Below are 17,098 nucleotides of genomic sequence, written 5' to 3'. Positions count from 1 at the left end.
CCGGTCGGGAGGACCAGACAATGGGTGTTGAAGGCATCGGCGCGCGCGTCGTGCGCAAGGAAGATAAGCGTTTCATCACCGGCAAGGGCCGGTACGTCGACGACATCAAGCTGCAGGGCATGACCCATGCCCATTTCATCAGAAGCCCGCATGCGCACGCCAAGGTGAAGGGGATCGACTCCTCCGCCGCGCTTAGCATGCCCGGCGTCGTCGCGGTTCTCACGGGCCAGCAGATCGTCGACGACAAGGTCGGCAACCTCATCTGCGGCTGGGCCATCACCTCCAAGGACGGCAGCCCGATGAAAATGGGCGCATGGCCGGCGATGGCGCCGGAGACGGTGCGCTTCGTCGGACAAGCCGTCGCAGTCGTAATCGCCGACAGCAAGAATCTGGCGCGCGACGCCGCCGAGGCCGTGGTCGTGGACTATGAAGAGCTTCCGGCAGTTGCTGACGTCCACGCCGCCATCAAGGCCGGCGCGCCGCAGCTTCATCCCGAAGCGCCGGGCAACCAGGTCTATGACTGGGTGATCGGCGACGAGGGCGCGACGGATGCCGCCTTCGCCAAGGCCGCCAATGTCGTGAAGCTCGACGTCACCAACAATCGCCTCGCGCCGAACGCGATGGAGCCCCGCGCGGCGATCGCCGATTACGATGCGGCTGAAGAGCACTTTACGCTCTATACGACTTCGCAGAACCCGCACGTCGCCCGCCTGGTGCTGTCAGCGTTCTACAACATCGCTCCCGAGCACAAGCTGCGCGTGATCGCCCCCGACGTCGGCGGCGGCTTCGGCTCAAAAATCTTCATCTATCCCGAAGAGATGGTGGCGCTGTGGGCCTCGAAGAAGGTCGGCCGTCCGGTGAAATGGACCGGCGACCGCACCGAGGCCTTCCTCACCGACGCGCATGGCCGTGACCACGTCACCCATGCCGAGATGGCGTTCGACGCCAACAACAAGATCACCGGGTTGAAGGTGAAGACCTACGCCAATTTCGGCGCCTACATGTCGCTGTTCTCGTCCTCGGTGCCGACCTATCTCTACGCGACGCTGCTGTCGGGCCAGTACAACATCCCGGCGATCCATGCCGAAGTGGTGGGCGTCTACACCAACACCACGCCCGTCGATGCCTATCGCGGCGCGGGCCGGCCTGAGGCGAGCTATCTGATCGAACGGCTGATGGAAACGGCGGCACGGCAACTCAACGTCGATCCGGCAGCGCTCCGCCGGACCAACTTCATTACCCAGTTCCCGCACCAGACGCCGGTGATCATGGCCTATGACACCGGCGACTTCAACGCCTCGCTCGACGCCGCGATGAAGGCGATCGACTATGCCGGCTTTGCCGGGCGCAAGGCCAAGGCGAAGACAGAAGGCAAGCTGCGCGGCATCGGCGTATCCTGCTACATCGAGGCCTGCGGCATCGCGCCGTCGAAGGCAGTCGGTAGCCTGGGCGCCGGCGTCGGTCTTTGGGAATCCGCCGAGGTGCGCGTCAACCCGGTCGGCACCATCGAGATCCTCACCGGCTCGCACAGCCACGGCCAGGGTCACGAAACCACCTTCTGCCAGCTCGTCGCGGAACGCCTCGGCGTTCCCATCAGCCAGGTCTCGATCGTGCATGGCGACACCGACAAGGTGCAGTTCGGCATGGGCACCTACGGCTCGCGCTCGGCGGCCGTCGGTCTCACCGCCATTCTGAAGGCGATGGAGAAGATGGAGTCCAAGGCGAAGAAGATTGCAGCGCATGCGCTGGAGGCGTCCGAGGGCGACATCGTCATCGAGAACGGCGAGTTCAAGGTGGCAGGCACCGACAAGGCGATCGCCTTTCCGATGGTCGCGCTCGCGGCCTACACCGCGCACAATCTGCCCGACGGGATGGAGCCGGGTCTGAAGGAAAGCGCCTTCTACGACCCCACCAACTTCACCTTCCCGGCCGGCGCCTATATCTGCGAGCTCGAGGTCGATCCCGGCACCGGAAAGACCAGCTTCGTCAACTTCGTCGCAGCCGACGATTTCGGCCGGCTGATCAACCCGATGATTGTCGAGGGCCAGGTCCATGGCGGACTTGCCCAAGGTATCGGGCAGGCGCTGCTCGAGCACGCGATCTACGATGCCAACGGCCAGCCGGTCACGGCCTCGTTCATGGACTATTCCATGCCGCGTGCCGACGATCTGCCCTCGTTCAACCTCTCCCACACCACGACGCTGTGCCCGGGCAATCCCTTGGGCATCAAGGGTTGCGGTGAAGCCGGCGCGATCGGCGCCTCTGCGGCCGTGATCAACGCGATTACGGATGCGATCGGCAAGAACAATCTGGAAATGCCCGCAACCCCGGATCGGGTGTGGCGCACGATCCACGCGGCTTAAGAGGGAGCATCAAAGATGTACCAGACCACCTATCATCGCGCCTCCTCGGTCGACGAAGCCGCCTCCCTCTTCGCCAAAGGCAGCGAGGCGAAATTCCTCGCAGGCGGCCAAACGCTGCTCCCGGTGATGAAGCAGCGGCTCGCCAGCCCCTCCGACGTGATCGATCTCGGCAAGATCAAGGAGTTGATCGGCGTCGAAGCCTCCGGCGACACGGTGACCATCAAGGCCGCCACGCCGCATTACGATGTCGCCACCAGCGAGGCCGCCAAGAAGGCGATCCCCGCGCTCGCCTATCTGGCGTCGCTGATCGGGGATCCCGCGGTGCGCTACCGTGGCACGATCGGCGGCTCGATCGCCAACAACGATCCCGCCGCGGACTATCCGGCCGCGCTGCTCGCGCTCGGGGCCACTGTGAAGACCAACAAGCGGTCGATCCCGGCGGAGGACTTCTTCCAGGGCCTGTTCACGACGGTGCTTGAAGACGGCGAGATCATCACGGCCGTGTCGTTCCCGGTTCCGGCGAAGGCGGGCTACGCCAAGATGCGGCACCCGGCCTCGCGCTTCGCGCTGACCGCCGTCTTCGTCGCGCAGACGAAGTCGGGCGAGATCCGCGTCGCCGCGACCGGCGCGTCGCAGAGCGGCGTGATGCGGGTGCCCGCGATCGAGGCCGCGCTGAAGGCGAACTGGTCGCCGGCTGCGATCGACGGCGTCAGCATTTCGGCGAGCAATCTGCTGGCCGACATTCACGGCACGGCGGAGTATCGCGCCAACTTGATCAAGGTGATGGCGCAACGCGCTGTGACTGCCGCAGGTTAGTAGCGCCTCAACACAAACCTTTCGCGGCGCGCAGAATGCGCGCCGCTTTTATTTTGGAGGTGCATCACGAAAACCGCTTGCCTCGCTGGCGTGAAGGCGGGAAAAGTTAATCAGCCAATTAACTCCCCACAGAGGAACGTCCGAGGCGATTGCCGGACCATCGGCATCCGCCCGCGACCCGAGGAAGCAACAACGTGCTCGATAAATCAGCCCAAAATTCCTCCGTCCGCACCTCCGGCCCGCTGTCGGGCTTCCGCATCGTCGAATTCGCCGGCATCGGACCCGGCCCGTTCGCCTGCATGATGCTGGCCGACATGGGCGCCGATGTCGTTACGCTCGACCGCGTCGGCGCGAAGAAGAGCATGAAGTCGGTGGCGGGGCGCGGGCGCAAGGTGGTCGAGCTCGATCTCAAGGACACGGCGGCGATCGCCGAGGTGCTCGACCTCCTCGCCACCGCCGATGCGCTGGTTGAGGGTTTCCGTCCAGGTGTCATGGAACGCCTCGGGCTCAGCCCGGACGTTGTGCTCGCGCGCAATCCAAAATTGGTCTACGGCCGCATGACCGGTTGGGGCCAGGAAGGCCCGTTGGCCAACGCCGCCGGCCACGACATCAACTATATCTCCATCACCGGCGCGCTGGCCGCGATCGGCACCAAGGAAGCACCGGTACCGCCGCTCAACCTGGTCGGCGATTTCGGCGGCGGCGCGCTCTATATGGTCGTCGGGGTGCTCGCTGCACTTTTGGAAGCGCAAAAGTCCGGCAAGGGTCAGGTTGTCGATGCCGCAATGTGCGACGGCGCGGCATCTCTGATGTCGTTCTTCTTCGACATGACCACGCTCGGTCGCTGGACCGAAGGCCGCAACCAGAACTTTCTCGACGGCGGCGCGCATTTCTACGGCGTATATGAATGCGCCTGCGGGCATTTCGTCTCGATCGGCTCAATCGAGCCGCAGTTCTACGCGCTGCTGCGTGAGCACGCCGGCCTGACCGACGCCGATTTCGACGCGCAGATGGACCGCAAGGCGTGGCCTGCGCTGAAGGCGAAGCTGCAGGCCGTGTTCAAGAGCAAAACGCGCGAGGACTGGTGCAAGATCATGGAAGGCACCGACATCTGCTTCGCGCCGGTGCTGACCATGTCGGAAGCGACGCAACATCCGCACATGATCGCCCGCAACGTCTTCGTCGAGCGCCACGGCGTGAAACAGCCGGCACCTGCGCCTCGGTTTTCGCGCACGCCGTCGGCGGTGCGCGAGCCGGAGGGGGCAGAGATCGCGGCGGTGACGAAGGCGTGGAAGAGGTAATCTCCACTACGCACTCCGCCGTCGTCCCGGCGAAGGCCCTAGGGCATGCACATATCTGGTGCGGCGGATTGACTCAGGTCGAGGCGGGGGGATTTCAGAATCGGGAATTCGTGTGATTTCTATTGCGGCACTTCTGATCGAATGGAGGTGCCGCCATGTTGTCACGAATTGACTGGACGTTGGGCCGGTTCGGGGATCGTCGTCTCGATAAAGGGGGGCGGCGCTTGTCGGACGCATGGTTGCTGGCAAGAATGTCTGCCTGCGGCAGCTCTCCAGAGGGGACCGTAGCCTGGAGGTACGGTTCAACCGCTTTCTCGGCCACGACAAGGTGACAACAGAGCGGATCATCGAAAGCTGGAGTGAAAGCACGGTTGCAGCCGTCGAGGGGCGTCACGTTCTGGCGATCCAGGACACCAGTGAGATCCACTTCAACACCACGCCGCAACGCCGTCGCGGGCTGGGGGAGATCGGCCATGGCAATAGTCACGGCGTGCTGCTGCACCCATTGCTGGCGGTGGATGCAGACAATGGCACCTGCCTGGGGCTTTTGACCGGCGAGGTGTGGACGCGTGAGGGCCGTCGGACCCTCTCGCATGACAGCCGCGAGCTGTCAGACAAGGAATCGCAGCGCTGGAGTGCCACGGCTCTTGCAGCCAAGCCGCTGCTTGCGAGCGCCACAGGGGTGACCCTGCTTGGCGACCGTGAGAGCGACATCTTTGCTCTTTATGCCAGCGCGGCCGAGCATGGCTATCACGTCATCGCCCGCAGCATGCATGACCGCAAGCTGGCCGACTCGGCGGGTTTGTATGCGGCCATCGACGCCATGGTGCCGATAGAGCGGCGTACGATCCAATTGCCTGCGCGTGCGCAACGGCCGGCACGTCAGGCTGACCTCGAACTTCGCTTTGGTGCAATCGAACTGGCCCGGCCGCAAAGCAAGTTCCTGCGCGATTTGCCGAAGAGCCTGCATCTGGCCATCGTCGATGTCCGCGAGATCAATGCCGGCTCCGACGTCGAGCCACTACATTGGTGTCTTCTCACTTCTCATGAGGTCGCAGCTGCAGAGGGCGCCTGGCGCATCGTCGAATGGTACAAGCAGCGCTGGATCATCGAGCAGTTCTTCCGCGTTCTCAAGACACAAGGCCTCAAGCTTGAGGACAGCCAAATCGGTTCCGCCGACCGGCTCCTGAAGCTGGTGGCCATCGCTGCCAAAGCGGCTGTGATCACGATCCAGCTCCTACAAGCGCGTGACGGCAGCAAGCAGTCCGCCCACATCGCCTTCAACGCCAGCGAGATCGCAATGCTGGCCGCCCTGAACCGGCAGTACGAAGCCAAAAGTAAGCGGCTCAAGAACCCGTATCTGCCTGACAGCTTGCCTTGGGCCGCCTGGATCATTGGCCGCCTCGGCGGTTGGGATGGCTATCCATCTTCCAGGCCCCCGGGTCCCATCACCTTCAGAAACGGTCTCCAATACTTCCATGCCCTCGCAGCCGGATGGAGCCTCAGAGATATGTGCATGCCCTAGGGCGAAGGCCGGGACCCATACCCCCAGGAAGTTGTGGTTACGGGGATTCGGAGTTAATGCTGTCGCGCAGCAATAAAAGCCTGGGGTTATGGGTCGCGGCCTTCGCCGGGCGACATCTGTTGTGAGGCAGCAGTGAGGGCAACAGCCGCGGCCTACGCCGCCGTGTCCACCTTCAGCACCCCGCGCCGAATCTGGTCCTCCTCGATCGACTCGAACAGCGCCTTGAAATTGCCCTCGCCGAAGCCGTCGTCGCCCTTGCGCTGGATGAACTCGAAGAAGATCGGGCCGATCGCGTTGGCCGAGAAGATCTGCAAGAGCACCTTGGTCTGGCCGCCGTCGACCACGCCTTCGCCGTCGATCAGGATGCCGCTCTTCTGCAGGCGGGCGAGATCTTCGCCATGCTTGGGCAGGCGCGCATCGATCCGCTCGAAATAGGTCTCGGGCGGCGCCGGCATGAAGGGCAGGCCGGCCTCGCGCAGGCCTTCGATGGTGCGATAGATGTCGCTGCAGCCGCAGGCGATGTGCTGGATGCCCTCGCCGCGATAGATCTTCAGATATTCCTCGATCTGGCCGGAATCGCCGGCGTCCTCGTTGATCGGAATCCGGATCTTGCCGTCGGGACTCGTCAGCGCGCGCGAGAACAGGCCCGACGCACGGCCCTCGATGTCGAAAAAGCGGATCTGGCGGAAGTTGAACAGCTTTTCGTAGAAGCCAGTCCACACGTCCATGCGACCGCGATGGACGTTATGGGTAAGGTGATCGAGATAGAACAGACCGGCGCCGGCGGGACGCGGATCGCGTGCACCCAGCCATTCGTACTCGGCATCGTAGGCCGAGCCGTTGGCGCCGTAGCGATCGACGAAGTAGAGCAGGCTCCCGCCGATGCCCTTGATCGCGGGCACGTCGAGCGTCTTCTGCGCGGATGATACATTGGCTGGCGCCGCGCCGAGCGAGATGGCGCGGTCATAGGCCGCCTTCGCGTCGACCACGCGGAACGCCATCGACGGCGCACAAGGGCCATGCGCGGCGACGAAGTCGTAACCGTGGGTGCCGGGCTCCTCGTTGACGAGGTAGTTGATGTCGCCCTGGCGATAGACCGTGATGGTCTTGGTCTTGTGGCGCGCGACGGGCGCGTAGCCCATCAGCTTGAACAACGCGTGCAACTCTTCCGGATTGGGATGCGCATATTCGACGAATTCGAACCCGTCGGTGCCCATCGGATTGTCGGCGGTGATCGTTGCCGGCGGTGCATCGTGCGGAAACGGACCCATGGCGCTCTCCCAAATTGCTGCTGGAGGGAACTATCCTTCATAAGATGCGCAAGGAGCATGCAAACGGGATGGAATTTGGCTAACATATGCATGATCCGTGCACGAAATGGACAAAAGACGCATGATTTCCGTGGATGCCTTCGACCTCAAGATCCTGGGCGCACTCCAGGATGATGGCCGCCTCACCAACCAGGAGCTTGCCGAGCTAGCCGGCCTCTCGGCCTCGCAATGCTCGCGCCGGCGGATGCGGCTGGAAGAAGAGAAAGTCATCGCTGGCTACCACGCCGACCTCTCCAGCGAGGCGCTCGGCTTCGGCGTGATTGCCTTCATCCAGGTCGGGCTTGCAACCCACTCGCCGGATAACTCAAAACGCTTTCGCGCGCTGGTGAACCGGATCGACGAAATTCAGGAGGCCTATTCGCTCACCGGCGACGCCGATTACGTTTTAAAAGCCGTGCTGCGCGATCTGAAAGGGCTGTCCAACCTCGTCAACGACGTGCTGATGCCGCACCAGAGCGTAGCGCATGTGCGCTCCTCGATCGTGCTCGATCGGCTCAAGGAAAGCTCAAAGCTGCCGCTTAGGGATCTCAAGGCTGGCTGAAATCGAGGGAACTACGCCATTCGCGTCCCGCGCGCGGTCTGCGATGATCCACGTTAATGTGCGGAGATTCTGCCATGGCCCTCGAGCTTCGACCGAACTGCGAATATTGCGACCGCGACCTGCCGCCCAACGCAACGAATGCGCGGATCTGCTCCTATGAATGCACGTTCTGCGCGGATTGCGTGGAGACGAAACTCTCCAACGTCTGCCCGAACTGCGGCGGTGGTTTTGCGCCGCGCCCGATCAGGCCGACGCAGGAATGGCGGCGAGGCGTGTGCACGAGCAGGCAGGCGCCGTCCGACAAACGGGTGCATCTGAAGTACGGCGTGGACGACGTCGCTGCCCATTGCGCGAGAGTACGCGAGGTGCCGCCGGAGAAGCGGTGAACTGCCTCGACTCCGCCATTGCGAGCGCAGCGAAGCAATCCGGAATCTCTCCGCGGTGACAGTCTGGATTTGCTTCGTCGCAAGAGCTCCTCGCAATGACGAGAGAACATCACCCCGCCGGAAAAATCGTCCCCTCGACCTCGCCAAACCCGACGCGATAGCCGTTGCCCTGGCACCAGCCGCGCATCACGAGGCTGTCGCCGTCCTCCAGGAACGAACGCTTGGCGCCGCCGGGCAGTTCGACCGGCTCGGTCCCGTTCCAGCTGATCTCCAAAAGGCTGCCGCGCTGGTTCTTCTCAGGACCGGAGATGGTGCCGGACCCCAGCAGATCGCCGACATTCATGGCACAGCCGCTGGAGGCGTGGTGCATCAGCTGCTGCACGGACGACCAGTACATGTACTTGAAATTGGTGCGGCTGATGCCCGCGGGCGCATTGGCGCCGGCAGCGCGCAAGGAGACGTCGAGCTCGAGATCGTAGTTCTGCGGCTTGGCCTGCTTGAGGTAATCCAGCGGCACTGGCTCCTGCGCCGGCCCCTTCAAGCGGAACGGCTCCAGCGCCTCGCGCATCACCACCCACGGGCTGATCGACGTCGCGAAAGCCTTGGCGAGGAACGGACCCAACGGCACATACTCCCACTGCTGGATGTCGCGCGCACTCCAGTCGTTGAGCAGCACGAAACCGAAGATCATTTCCTCGGCCTGGCTCTCCGTCAGCATCCCTCCCATCGGCGAAGGCTGGCCGACCACGACACCCATCTCCAGCTCGAAGTCGAGCCGTTTGCATGGGCCGAAGCTCGGCACTTCCACGTTTGGCGGCTTCAACTGCCCGCTCGGACGCTTCACCTTGGTCCCGGAGACGACGACGGTGGACGCACGGCCGTTATAGCCGATCGGCATATGCAGCCAGTTCGGCTGCAGCGCATTGTCCTTGCCGCGGAACATCACGCCGACATTGGTGGCGTGCTCCTTGGACGAATAGAAGTCGGTGTAGCCAGACACCGCGAACGGCAGATGCAGTTTTGCATCCCGGATCGGCACCAGCGCCTGCTTGCGCAGCTCCTCATTGTCACGCAGCTCCGGATGATCGTGCCGCAGCAGCTCGCTGATCCGCGCCCGCGTCCTGCTCCAGACCTGTGGTCCAAGGGCCATGAAGGGATTGAGCGAGGGTCCGGAGAACACGCCGAGCGGGCCAACGTCGAGCCGAGAGTCCTGCTCGAGTTCCCAGAGATCGAGCACGTAACTGCCGATGGCAACGCCGACGCGCGGCGTCGGATTGGCCGCGGTCGAGAACACGCCGTAGGGAAGGTTCTGGATCGGGAAATCCGAGGCGGGATCGATTTCGATGAAGGAGCGAAGGCTGGGATCGTTGGGGTGGGGCACATGACTCTCCGAGCTTGAGACCGTCATGGCCGGGCTTGTCCCGGCCATCGACGATCTGTCTAGTGCACGTCAACACGTGGATGCCCGGGACATGTAGCGCGAAGACGCACTTCGCGCTTCTGCCCGGGCATGACGGAGGTGGAGGACCAGGAAGCTACGGCCTGTTCGGATCGAAGCGCTTCTCAAGTCCCTTCCAGCAATCCGCGTAGTCGTCCTGGAGCGTCGCCGCGTTGGCGGCATGCGCTGTGACGCGCTGCGGGTAGCGGGTCTCGAACATGAAGGCCATGGTGCCGGTCAGCTTCACCGGTTTCAATTCGCCGTTGCTGGCGTGCTCGAAGGCGTCGCGGTCGGGGCCGTGCGGCAGCATGCAATTGTGCAGGCTGATACCACCAGGCACAAAGCCCTGCGGCTTGGCGTCGTAGACGCCGTAGATCAGCCCCATGAACTCGCTCATGATGTTCATATGATACCAGGGCGGCCGGAAGGTATTTTCCGCGACCATCCAGCGCTCGGGGAAGATGACGAAGTCGATATTCGCGGTGCCTGCGGTCTCCGAGGGCGAGGTCAGCACCGTGAAGATCGAGGGATCGGGATGGTCGAAGGCGATGGCGCCGACTGGCGAGAACGCGCGCAGATCGTATTTGTAGGGCGCGTAATTGCCGTGCCAGGCGACGACGTCGATCGGCGAATGGGCGAGCTGTGTCTTGAACAGCGAACCGCCCCATTTCACGAACAATTCGGTCGGCGTGTCCTTGTCCTCGTAGTTCGAGACCGGGGTGAGGAAGTCGCGTGCGTTGGCGAGGCAATTGGCGCCGATCGGCCCGCGCTCCGGCAGCGTGAAGGCGCCGCCGTAGTTTTCGCAGAGGTAGCCGCGCGCGGGACCGTTCGGGATCTCGACGCGGAACTTGACGCCGCGTGGGATCACCACGATCTCGCCGGGCTCGGCGTCGATGCGGCCGAACTCGGTAACGAGGCGCAAGTTTCCCTGCTGGAGCACGAACATCATCTCGCCATCGGCATTGTAGAAATGCTGGTCCACCATCGATTTGGTGATGAGATAGACATGCGCGGCCATGCCGGCCTGCGTGTTGACATCGCCGGCGGTCGTCATGGTCTGCACGCCCTGAAGGAAGGTCTTGTCCTCCTTCGGGATCGGCGCCGGATCCCAGCGCAGCTGCGCGATCGGCAAGTCATTCTCGTGGCAGGGCGCCGAGCGCCACAGGCCGGCATCGGCCTTCTCGAAACGGCCGGAATGCTTCACCGACGGACGGATACGGTAGAGCCAGGAGCGCTCATTGGTGCCGCGTGGCGCCGTGAAGGGCGAACCCGAGAGCTGTTCGGCATAGAGGCCATAGGCGCAGCGCTGCGGCGAGTTGCGCCCGATCGGCAGCGCGCCCGGCAACGCCTCGGTCTCAAAGCTGTTGCCGAAGCCGGACATGTAGCCCGGCGTGACCTGCGCCGAGCTTCGGATGATCTGATCAGGCGAGGTATTGATGTTCATGACGATCCTCCTCCTTGCAGGGCGGCCCACATTTCCTGGTCGCGCTTGTCGGTCCAGATCACGGGATCGTCGATCCCCGACGCCTCGTCGAAGGCGCGCGACACATTGAACGGCAGGCAGTGCTCGTAGATGGCGAAACTGTGGAATTTCGGATCCATCACCTCGCGCGTCGCGGCCATCGATTCCTTCAGCGTGCGTCCCTTGGCAACGGAGATTTCGGCCGCACCGTAGAGCGAGGTGACGAAGTCGCGCGTCATCGCGATGGCTTCGCGCACCGTGGCAGTTCCCTTCAGCGCATCGCCGCGCCCCGGCGCGATCGCCTTGGGATTGAAGTTGCGGATCTCGTTCAGCGTCAGCGGCCATTCGCGCAAATGCGCGTCGCCGCAATAGCAGGCCGAGTGATATTCGATGAGATCGCCGGAGAACATGACTTCCGCATCCGGCACCCAGGCGACGATGTCGCCCGAGGTGTGGCCGGCGCCAAGCTGCATCAGCCGCACCTCGCGCTTGCCTAGATAGATCGACATCTCGCCTTCGAAGGTCAGTGTCGGCCAGGTCAGACCGGGAATGCTCGAAGCGTCCTGGAACAGGCGGGGGAAACGGCCATATTCGGAATCCCAATCCTGCTGGCCGCGCTCCTCGATGAGACGATGAGTCTCCTGCGATGCGACGATGCCCTGTGCCCTGTAGGCGGAGGCCCCCAGCACGCGCACGGCGTGATAGTGCGACAGCACGACGTATTTGATCGGCTTGTCGGTGACGGTGCGCACGCGCTCGATCACCTTGTTGGCCATCGCGGGCGTCGATTGCGCGTCGAACACGAGGCAACCGTCGTCACCGACGATGATCGCAGTGTTCGGGTCGCCCTCGGCGGTGAAGGCATAGAGATCGCTGCCGATCTCGGAGAAAGTGATCTTCTTCTCGGAGAGGTCGCCGGTAGAAGCGAAGTTCTTCGCCATCAGTTCATCCTTAAAGTCTTTGCTCGAGGTTCTTGGGGCTATTGTTGTTGCTGTTGTTGCTGCTGACCGTCGATCATGCGGCGCTTGGCAAGCACGATGGCCTCGCGCAGCACGTCGATGTCGCCGATATGGTTGGCGAGGATCAGCACCAGCGCCGCGTCGAAATCGGCGCTCTGCTCGTCGGTGAGGCCGCGATGCGCCTCGACGATGGCACGAAAGGCGTCGTCGGGTCGCGCGAAGTTGGAACTGGTAGAAAGCGGCATACGAAACCTCAATTCACGCCTGTAGCCTGCGCCAGTGCGGTCGCGATCGCCTCACGCGTCGGATGGCGGAATCGCGCTGCGACGTAGCCGTCAGGCCTGAGCAGATAGGCAGAGCCCGGCTCGGCATCATAGCGCTTGGCGACGAGGCCCAGGGAATCGGCAAGTCCGTCCTCGCCGCCGATGCGAATGTCCTTCACGCCATCGGGCGCATCGATCGCCGCGCCATTGCTGAACGACAGCAAGGTGAAGTCCGTTCCACCCTTGAGGAAAGCATCCGTCAAATAGGCCTGCTGCCCCGCACGCGTCGCAACCGGCGCGTCGAGCATGGAACAGCCGGGAGATGGTCCACTGCGCCACGGATCCGCTTCGCGCGATGACAGAGGCGTATCATAGCTGCACGGCACCGAGAGCCGGCCGCCATTGACCATGCGCTTGCCGAATTCCGTCTCCTTGGCCAGTGACAGCACCGCCTGACGCAGCCGCGCTTCCTGATGTGAATTCGGCGCCATGAAATCGGTCGAACGGGTGGATTCGCGGATGTTCTCGTCGGCAGCCCTGCTGCGCTCGACATGATAGCTCTCGAGCAGTCCCGCAGGCGATTTGCCGCGGAGCACGCGGTCGAGCTTCCACGCGAGATTCTCGGCGTCCTCAAGCCCCGAATTCGCGCCACGCGCGCCGAAGGGCGAGACCTGGTGCGCCGAATCACCCGCAAAAATCACGCGGCCATGGAGGAAGCGATCCATCCGCCGGCACTGGAATTTGTAGAGTGAAATCCACTCGAACTCGAACTCGTCGTGGCCAAGCATGCGCGCGATCCGCGGCCGCACATTGTCCGGCTTTTTCTCGACCACGGGATCGGCGTAACGATTCAGTTGGAGATCGATGCGCCAGACGTTGTCGGGCTGCTTGTGCAGCAGCGCCGAACGTCCGGCATGGAACGGCGGATCGAACCAGAACCAGCGCTCGGTCGGGAATTCCGCGGTCATCTTGACGTCGGCGATCAGGAACTGGTCCTCGAACACCTGGCCCGCGAAATCGGCACCGACCATCTGCCGCAGCGAGGAGCGCGCGCCGTCGCAAGCGACGACATATTGCGCATGCAGGCGATAGGCGCCCTCGGGCGTCTCGATCGTCAGCACAACGGAATCGTTGCGTTGCTCCAGCGCTGTCACCTTGTTGCTCCAGCGCAGGTCGATCCCGTTGAGATCACTGACGCGATCGACCAGATAGGCCTCGGCGTAATATTGCTGGAGATTGATGAAGGCGGGCCGCTTGTGGCCATCCTCGGGCAGCAGGTTGAACTGATAGAGCTGGGACTCGCCATGAAAGATGCGGCCGACGCTCCAGACCACGCCCTTCTCGACCATGCGGTCGCCGACGCCGAGCCGGTCCCAATATTCCAGCGAGCGCTTCGAGAAACAGATCGCGCGCGATCCTTTACCGATGCGATCGGCGTCGTCGAGAAGCACGACGCACTGGCCGCGCTGGGCCAGATCGATCGCCAGCGACAGCCCCACCGGGCCCGCGCCGACGACCACGACCGGATGCTCGGCCGGGCTTTGGCCGGGACGGTCCTGGTCGGGATGGCGGCGATAGCCGAACTGGGTCTTGGCCTGTGCCATACACGAGCCTCGGCTCTGGTCAGGAGAGGACTGGTCTGCTAGATAGTCTCATATGCAACTATTTTGGACCGGAGCCAGCCGGTCGTCAACTGGAATTCGGAGCGCAGGCTTTGGCGAGAACATCCAGCGAGATCGCGCTAAAGACACGCGAAGCCGACGAGGTTTCACCGCGGTCAAAGTCGCGGCTCGATTTGTTCAAGTTCGTGCCGTTCCGCTTCAACCGGCTCGCGGCGGAAGTCAGTTCCGCACTCGCGGTCGAATATCAGGAGCGCCACGGTCTCGACATTCCGGCTTGGCGCGTGATTGCGACGCTCGGCTTCCGCAACGACGCCTGTAGCGCGCAATACATCTCGCAATGCACCCGCACTCACAAATCCACCATCAGCCGCGCGGTGACCACGCTGCTGCAAGGCGGCCTAATCGAACGGGTCGAGAACGAGGCCGACCGGCGCGAATTCCGCCTGCAACTGACGAAGAAGGGCCGCGCGCTTTACGAAGAGCTGTTCCCGCAGCTGTTGCGGCGGGAAGACGAGATTCTCGCGTGCCTCTCGGCACAGGAGCGCAAGCAGCTCTCCGTGCTGCTCGGCAAGATCGAAGAGAGTCTCGACCTGGTCCAGACCAGCGAAGAGGCGGACGCCAAACAGGCATATTAGTCGGACTCAGCCGTCATTTCGCAAACGACCCCGACGGCGGCAGATGCAGCGCCCAGACATCGACCTTGTCGCTCACGCGCGGGTAGATTTCGGTGACGAGTGGATCGTGACCGGGAATTTAGCGGTCGGGATAACCGGCAAGGCGCTCGATCGTCTCCCAGCCCTGCGCCTGCTGCGAAAGCAGGAGCGTTACGCTCGGGAGGCCGACTTGCGACCGCCGGGCTCTACGCTATAGAGACACTACTCCAGCCGTTCGAATTTCGACTCGCCTAGGCATCACGATGGCATGCGCGCCCAAGACGCTCCGCGTCAGCTTTGTGCAATGTCGCGGCACCCCTTACGAGGTCGGCCGCGCTCAGGCTGATGCCTTCGCGGCGACGCGCAAGGGGCAGGCATTTCTCCGCAAGAGGGTGCGGCTGCCATGGTGGTTCAACATTCGCACAGAGGAACGCGCGTTCAGGGTTTATGCGCCGGCGCTGTGGGAGGAGATCGGCGGGATCGCCGAGGGGCTCAACATCCCGATGGAGCAGGCCGTCGCTTGTTTCGGCAACGACGGCTTGCGAATGCCGACGGGCGGCTGTTCAGCCGTCATGAGTGATGGCGTATATGGCCGCAACTATGATTTTCGGCCGCGGCAGTACGAGGCACGGTTCGCGCTCGTGCAAGCGCCGGGCAGCTACGCCAGTGTCGGCGGCAGCCACCAGTTGACCGGACGGCTGGACGGCATGAACGAGCATGGGCTCGCCATTGGCCTGCATCTCGTGAAGGCGCGACCGCGATCGCCCGGCCTCACCAGCGTGTTGCTGGTCAGACGGGTGCTCGATAGCTGTGCGACGACGGCGGAGGCAATCCACTTTCTGCGTCGCACGCCCCACGTCACGCAGAATAACTATTCGCTACTCGATGCCGGCGGAGTGGCCGCGGTGGTCGAAGCGGGGGCGGGGGCGGTCGCGGTGCGCGGCGGCGACTGGCTCGCTTGCACCAATCATTTCCAGTCGCCGCAATTGAGACGCCTGAACCGCCGCGTTGCGCACTCGATTGACCGGCTGCCGGCGCTGGAAGGCTGGGCCGCACGTGCGCTCAGCGCCGAACAGACCTTCAAGGCGCTGAACTTCCCCGCCTCGCCGGCCTTCCACAACTACGGCAACGCCCAAACCCTGCACACCATCGTTGCCGAGCCAGGCAAGCGACGGCTCTTGATAGGAATCGGGGGCGACGCCGCCGCGCTCGACGAGGACATGCTGGACATTGATTTCAAGTTGTGGGTCGCCGGTGAGGATTTGCCGATAAAGCAGCTCAAGGGGCAACTGAACCTAGGTTTGCAACGACTCCGGCAGACCAAGGCGAGGCGGTAGCGGAGCCAAGTGCTCGCGTCCGCCTTTAGACCTCCTCGCCCCCCGGCAATGCTCTTTTGCGCGCGGCTCTCAGGAGGAGGACACAGGCCCGCCTGATCTGACCCGCGCTTAGGACTTGCAAATACACGCCGCCCGATTCCGTCATTTCGCAAACGACCGCGACGGCGGCAGATGCAGCGCCCAGGCGTCGACCTTGTCGCTGGCGCGCGGATAGATCTCCGTCACGATCGGATCGTGACCCGGAATGTAGCGATCGGGATCGCCGGCGAGGCGCTCGATCGTTTCCCAGCCGGTGGCCATGTCGCCGACATTGAAGACGATCGGGAATGGGCTCTTGCGCTGCAGATTGGCGTAATAATGCGTGGCGTCGGAGGCGAGCACCACCGGTCCGCGCGCGGTCTCGACCTTGACCACCTGCAAGCCATCCGAATGACCACCAACGCGATGCACGGTGACACCGGGCGCGACCTCGCCGTCGCCGGAATAGAAAGTGACGCGCTCGCGATAGACGTGGCGCACCATCTGGGTGACGTGCTCGACCGAGAATGGATGTCGCAGCAGTCCGTTGCACATGCAGCGGCCCGTCGCATAAGCCATCTCACGCTCCTGGAGATGGAAGCGCGCGCTCGGGAAGCGATCGAGATTGCCGGCATGGTCGTAATGCAGATGCGTCACGATGATGTCGCGAATGCTCGACGCCGCGACGCCAAAGCGCTCCAGCGCATCGACCGGATTGAGCGTCAGCTTGCGGGCGCGGAGCCCTGCCTCCTCCGCATTGAAGCCGGTATCGACCAGAATCTCGCGCCCGCCGCCGCGGATCAGCCAGACGAAATAGTCGAGATCCTGCGCTGCGCTGTCATGCGGATCGGGCGCAAGGAAGTTCATGCTGGGGGTGCGTGGCGACATCGTCGCATAGCGCAGGGCGTAGATTTCGTAGGCGCTTCCCATGGTTTTGCTTTTTCTTCTGAGTGGATCTTAAGGAACGATCCCGCGCACCAAGCCATCGTGCGCCGAAAAGGTCAAATACCGCGGGCTGCGAGGGAGCCCGGTCAGCACTGTGAGACCAATCACATTTTCGTCGCTTGTGGCGGCCTAACATGG

General features: G+C 63.3%; 15 protein-coding genes and 1 pseudogene. 8 read left to right on the top strand and 8 right to left on the bottom strand.

All coding sequences use genetic code 11. The annotated features are described in order from the left end of the window. Positions 1 to 20: 20 nt before the first annotated feature. The 4 genes from JJE66_RS11970 (at position 21) to JJE66_RS11955 (ending at position 6,005) form a co-directional block, all read left to right on the top strand. Positions 21 to 2,363, top strand: coding sequence for a xanthine dehydrogenase family protein molybdopterin-binding subunit (locus JJE66_RS11970; RefSeq protein WP_200514467.1), 2,343 nt, complete (start codon positions 21 to 23; stop codon positions 2,361 to 2,363). 15 nt (positions 2,364 to 2,378) lie between these two features. Beyond that, entirely contained in the window at positions 2,379 to 3,179 is an 801-nt protein-coding gene (locus tag JJE66_RS11965) for a xanthine dehydrogenase family protein subunit M (RefSeq protein ID WP_200514466.1), read from the top strand. A gap of 194 nt (positions 3,180 to 3,373) precedes the next feature. Then, positions 3,374 to 4,480: a CaiB/BaiF CoA-transferase family protein gene (locus tag JJE66_RS11960; RefSeq protein ID WP_200514465.1), complete on the top strand. Its 1,107-nt coding sequence runs from the start codon at positions 3,374 to 3,376 to the stop codon at positions 4,478 to 4,480. A 235-nt stretch (positions 4,481 to 4,715) separates the two neighbouring features. Further along, positions 4,716 to 6,005, top strand: coding sequence for an IS4 family transposase (locus JJE66_RS11955; RefSeq protein WP_200514464.1), 1,290 nt, complete (start codon positions 4,716 to 4,718; stop codon positions 6,003 to 6,005). A gap of 152 nt (positions 6,006 to 6,157) precedes the next feature. Here JJE66_RS11955 and hppD read toward each other — a convergent pair whose 3' ends face one another. Continuing rightward, complete coding sequence (gene hppD / locus JJE66_RS11950) at positions 6,158 to 7,276, bottom strand: 4-hydroxyphenylpyruvate dioxygenase (RefSeq protein WP_200514463.1); 1,119 nt, start codon at positions 7,274 to 7,276, stop codon at positions 6,158 to 6,160. Between the two features lie 121 nt (positions 7,277 to 7,397). Between hppD and JJE66_RS11945 the strand changes: the two genes are divergently transcribed. Both JJE66_RS11945 and JJE66_RS11940 read left to right on the top strand, forming a co-directional pair. Continuing rightward, positions 7,398 to 7,877 (top strand): Lrp/AsnC family transcriptional regulator, encoded by a 480-nt coding sequence (locus tag JJE66_RS11945; RefSeq protein ID WP_200514462.1) that lies wholly within the window; start codon positions 7,398 to 7,400, stop codon positions 7,875 to 7,877. 74 nt (positions 7,878 to 7,951) lie between these two features. Further along, positions 7,952 to 8,263, top strand: a complete 312-nt coding sequence (locus JJE66_RS11940) for a DUF1272 domain-containing protein (protein ID WP_200514461.1) — start codon at positions 7,952 to 7,954, stop codon at positions 8,261 to 8,263. A 109-nt stretch (positions 8,264 to 8,372) separates the two neighbouring features. On the opposite strand, the gene fahA is transcribed toward JJE66_RS11940, so the two are convergent. The 5 genes from fahA to JJE66_RS11915 all read right to left on the bottom strand — a co-directional run bounded on the left by fahA (position 8,373) and on the right by JJE66_RS11915 (position 13,989). After that, positions 8,373 to 9,644 (bottom strand): fumarylacetoacetase, encoded by a 1,272-nt coding sequence (fahA, locus tag JJE66_RS11935; protein ID WP_200514460.1) that lies wholly within the window; start codon positions 9,642 to 9,644, stop codon positions 8,373 to 8,375. Between the two features lie 154 nt (positions 9,645 to 9,798). Further along, positions 9,799 to 11,145: a homogentisate 1,2-dioxygenase gene (gene hmgA, locus JJE66_RS11930; protein WP_200514459.1), complete on the bottom strand. Its 1,347-nt coding sequence runs from the start codon at positions 11,143 to 11,145 to the stop codon at positions 9,799 to 9,801. After that, positions 11,142 to 12,104 carry an MBL fold metallo-hydrolase gene (locus JJE66_RS11925; protein WP_200514458.1) on the bottom strand — a complete coding sequence of 321 codons (963 nt, stop codon included), beginning with the start codon at positions 12,102 to 12,104 and terminating at the stop codon, positions 11,142 to 11,144. The genes hmgA and JJE66_RS11925 overlap by 4 nt, the downstream gene beginning before the upstream one ends. A gap of 38 nt (positions 12,105 to 12,142) precedes the next feature. Next, a complete protein-coding gene (locus tag JJE66_RS11920; RefSeq protein ID WP_045012009.1) occupies positions 12,143 to 12,367 on the bottom strand; it encodes a DUF2783 domain-containing protein in 225 nt (74 codons plus the stop codon). A gap of 8 nt (positions 12,368 to 12,375) precedes the next feature. Further along, entirely contained in the window at positions 12,376 to 13,989 is a 1,614-nt protein-coding gene (locus tag JJE66_RS11915; protein ID WP_200514457.1) for an FAD-dependent oxidoreductase, read from the bottom strand. Positions 13,990 to 14,099: 110 nt separating this feature from the next. Between JJE66_RS11915 and JJE66_RS11910 the strand changes: the two genes are divergently transcribed. Next, positions 14,100 to 14,642, top strand: coding sequence for a MarR family winged helix-turn-helix transcriptional regulator (locus tag JJE66_RS11910; protein WP_200514456.1), 543 nt, complete (start codon positions 14,100 to 14,102; stop codon positions 14,640 to 14,642). A gap of 13 nt (positions 14,643 to 14,655) precedes the next feature. Here the strand turns inward: JJE66_RS11910 and JJE66_RS37960 are convergent. Then, a pseudogene (locus JJE66_RS37960) lies at positions 14,656 to 14,823 on the bottom strand (N-acyl homoserine lactonase family protein); the annotation flags it as partial. 100 nt (positions 14,824 to 14,923) lie between these two features. On the opposite strand from JJE66_RS37960, the gene JJE66_RS11905 reads away from it, so the two are divergent. After that, entirely contained in the window at positions 14,924 to 15,997 is a 1,074-nt protein-coding gene (locus tag JJE66_RS11905; protein ID WP_200514455.1) for a C45 family peptidase, read from the top strand. A 141-nt stretch (positions 15,998 to 16,138) separates the two neighbouring features. Here the strand turns inward: JJE66_RS11905 and JJE66_RS11900 are convergent, their stop codons facing one another. After that, on the bottom strand, positions 16,139 to 16,945 hold the full coding sequence (locus JJE66_RS11900) for an N-acyl homoserine lactonase family protein (RefSeq protein ID WP_200514454.1): 807 nt from the start codon (positions 16,943 to 16,945) through the stop codon (positions 16,139 to 16,141). Between the last annotated feature and the right edge of the window lie 153 nt (positions 16,946 to 17,098).

Source organism: Bradyrhizobium diazoefficiens, assembly GCF_016612535.1.
In the GTDB taxonomy this organism is placed as follows: domain Bacteria; phylum Pseudomonadota; class Alphaproteobacteria; order Rhizobiales; family Xanthobacteraceae; genus Bradyrhizobium; species Bradyrhizobium diazoefficiens_C.
The sequence above is the reverse complement of the archived record's forward strand: the minus strand, read 5'-3'. Positions and strand labels throughout refer to the sequence as shown.

Coding starts and splice junctions, on each gene's coding strand:
- JJE66_RS11970 (WP_200514467.1), top strand. CDS start 21: ATGGGTGTTGAAGGCATCGGCGCGCGCGTCGTGCGCAAGGAAGATAAG.
- JJE66_RS11965 (WP_200514466.1), top strand. CDS start 2,379: ATGTACCAGACCACCTATCATCGCGCCTCCTCGGTCGACGAAGCCGCC.
- JJE66_RS11955 (WP_200514464.1), top strand. CDS start 4,716: ATGGTTGCTGGCAAGAATGTCTGCCTGCGGCAGCTCTCCAGAGGGGAC.
- hppD (WP_200514463.1), bottom strand. CDS start 7,276: ATGGGTCCGTTTCCGCACGATGCACCGCCGGCAACGATCACCGCCGAC.
- JJE66_RS11945 (WP_200514462.1), top strand. CDS start 7,398: ATGATTTCCGTGGATGCCTTCGACCTCAAGATCCTGGGCGCACTCCAG.
- JJE66_RS11940 (WP_200514461.1), top strand. CDS start 7,952: ATGGCCCTCGAGCTTCGACCGAACTGCGAATATTGCGACCGCGACCTG.
- hmgA (WP_200514459.1), bottom strand. CDS start 11,145: ATGAACATCAATACCTCGCCTGATCAGATCATCCGAAGCTCGGCGCAG.
- JJE66_RS11925 (WP_200514458.1), bottom strand. CDS start 12,104: ATGGCGAAGAACTTCGCTTCTACCGGCGACCTCTCCGAGAAGAAGATC.
- JJE66_RS11920 (WP_045012009.1), bottom strand. CDS start 12,367: ATGCCGCTTTCTACCAGTTCCAACTTCGCGCGACCCGACGACGCCTTT.
- JJE66_RS11915 (WP_200514457.1), bottom strand. CDS start 13,989: ATGGCACAGGCCAAGACCCAGTTCGGCTATCGCCGCCATCCCGACCAG.
- JJE66_RS11905 (WP_200514455.1), top strand. CDS start 14,924: ATGGCATGCGCGCCCAAGACGCTCCGCGTCAGCTTTGTGCAATGTCGC.
- JJE66_RS11900 (WP_200514454.1), bottom strand. CDS start 16,945: ATGGGAAGCGCCTACGAAATCTACGCCCTGCGCTATGCGACGATGTCG.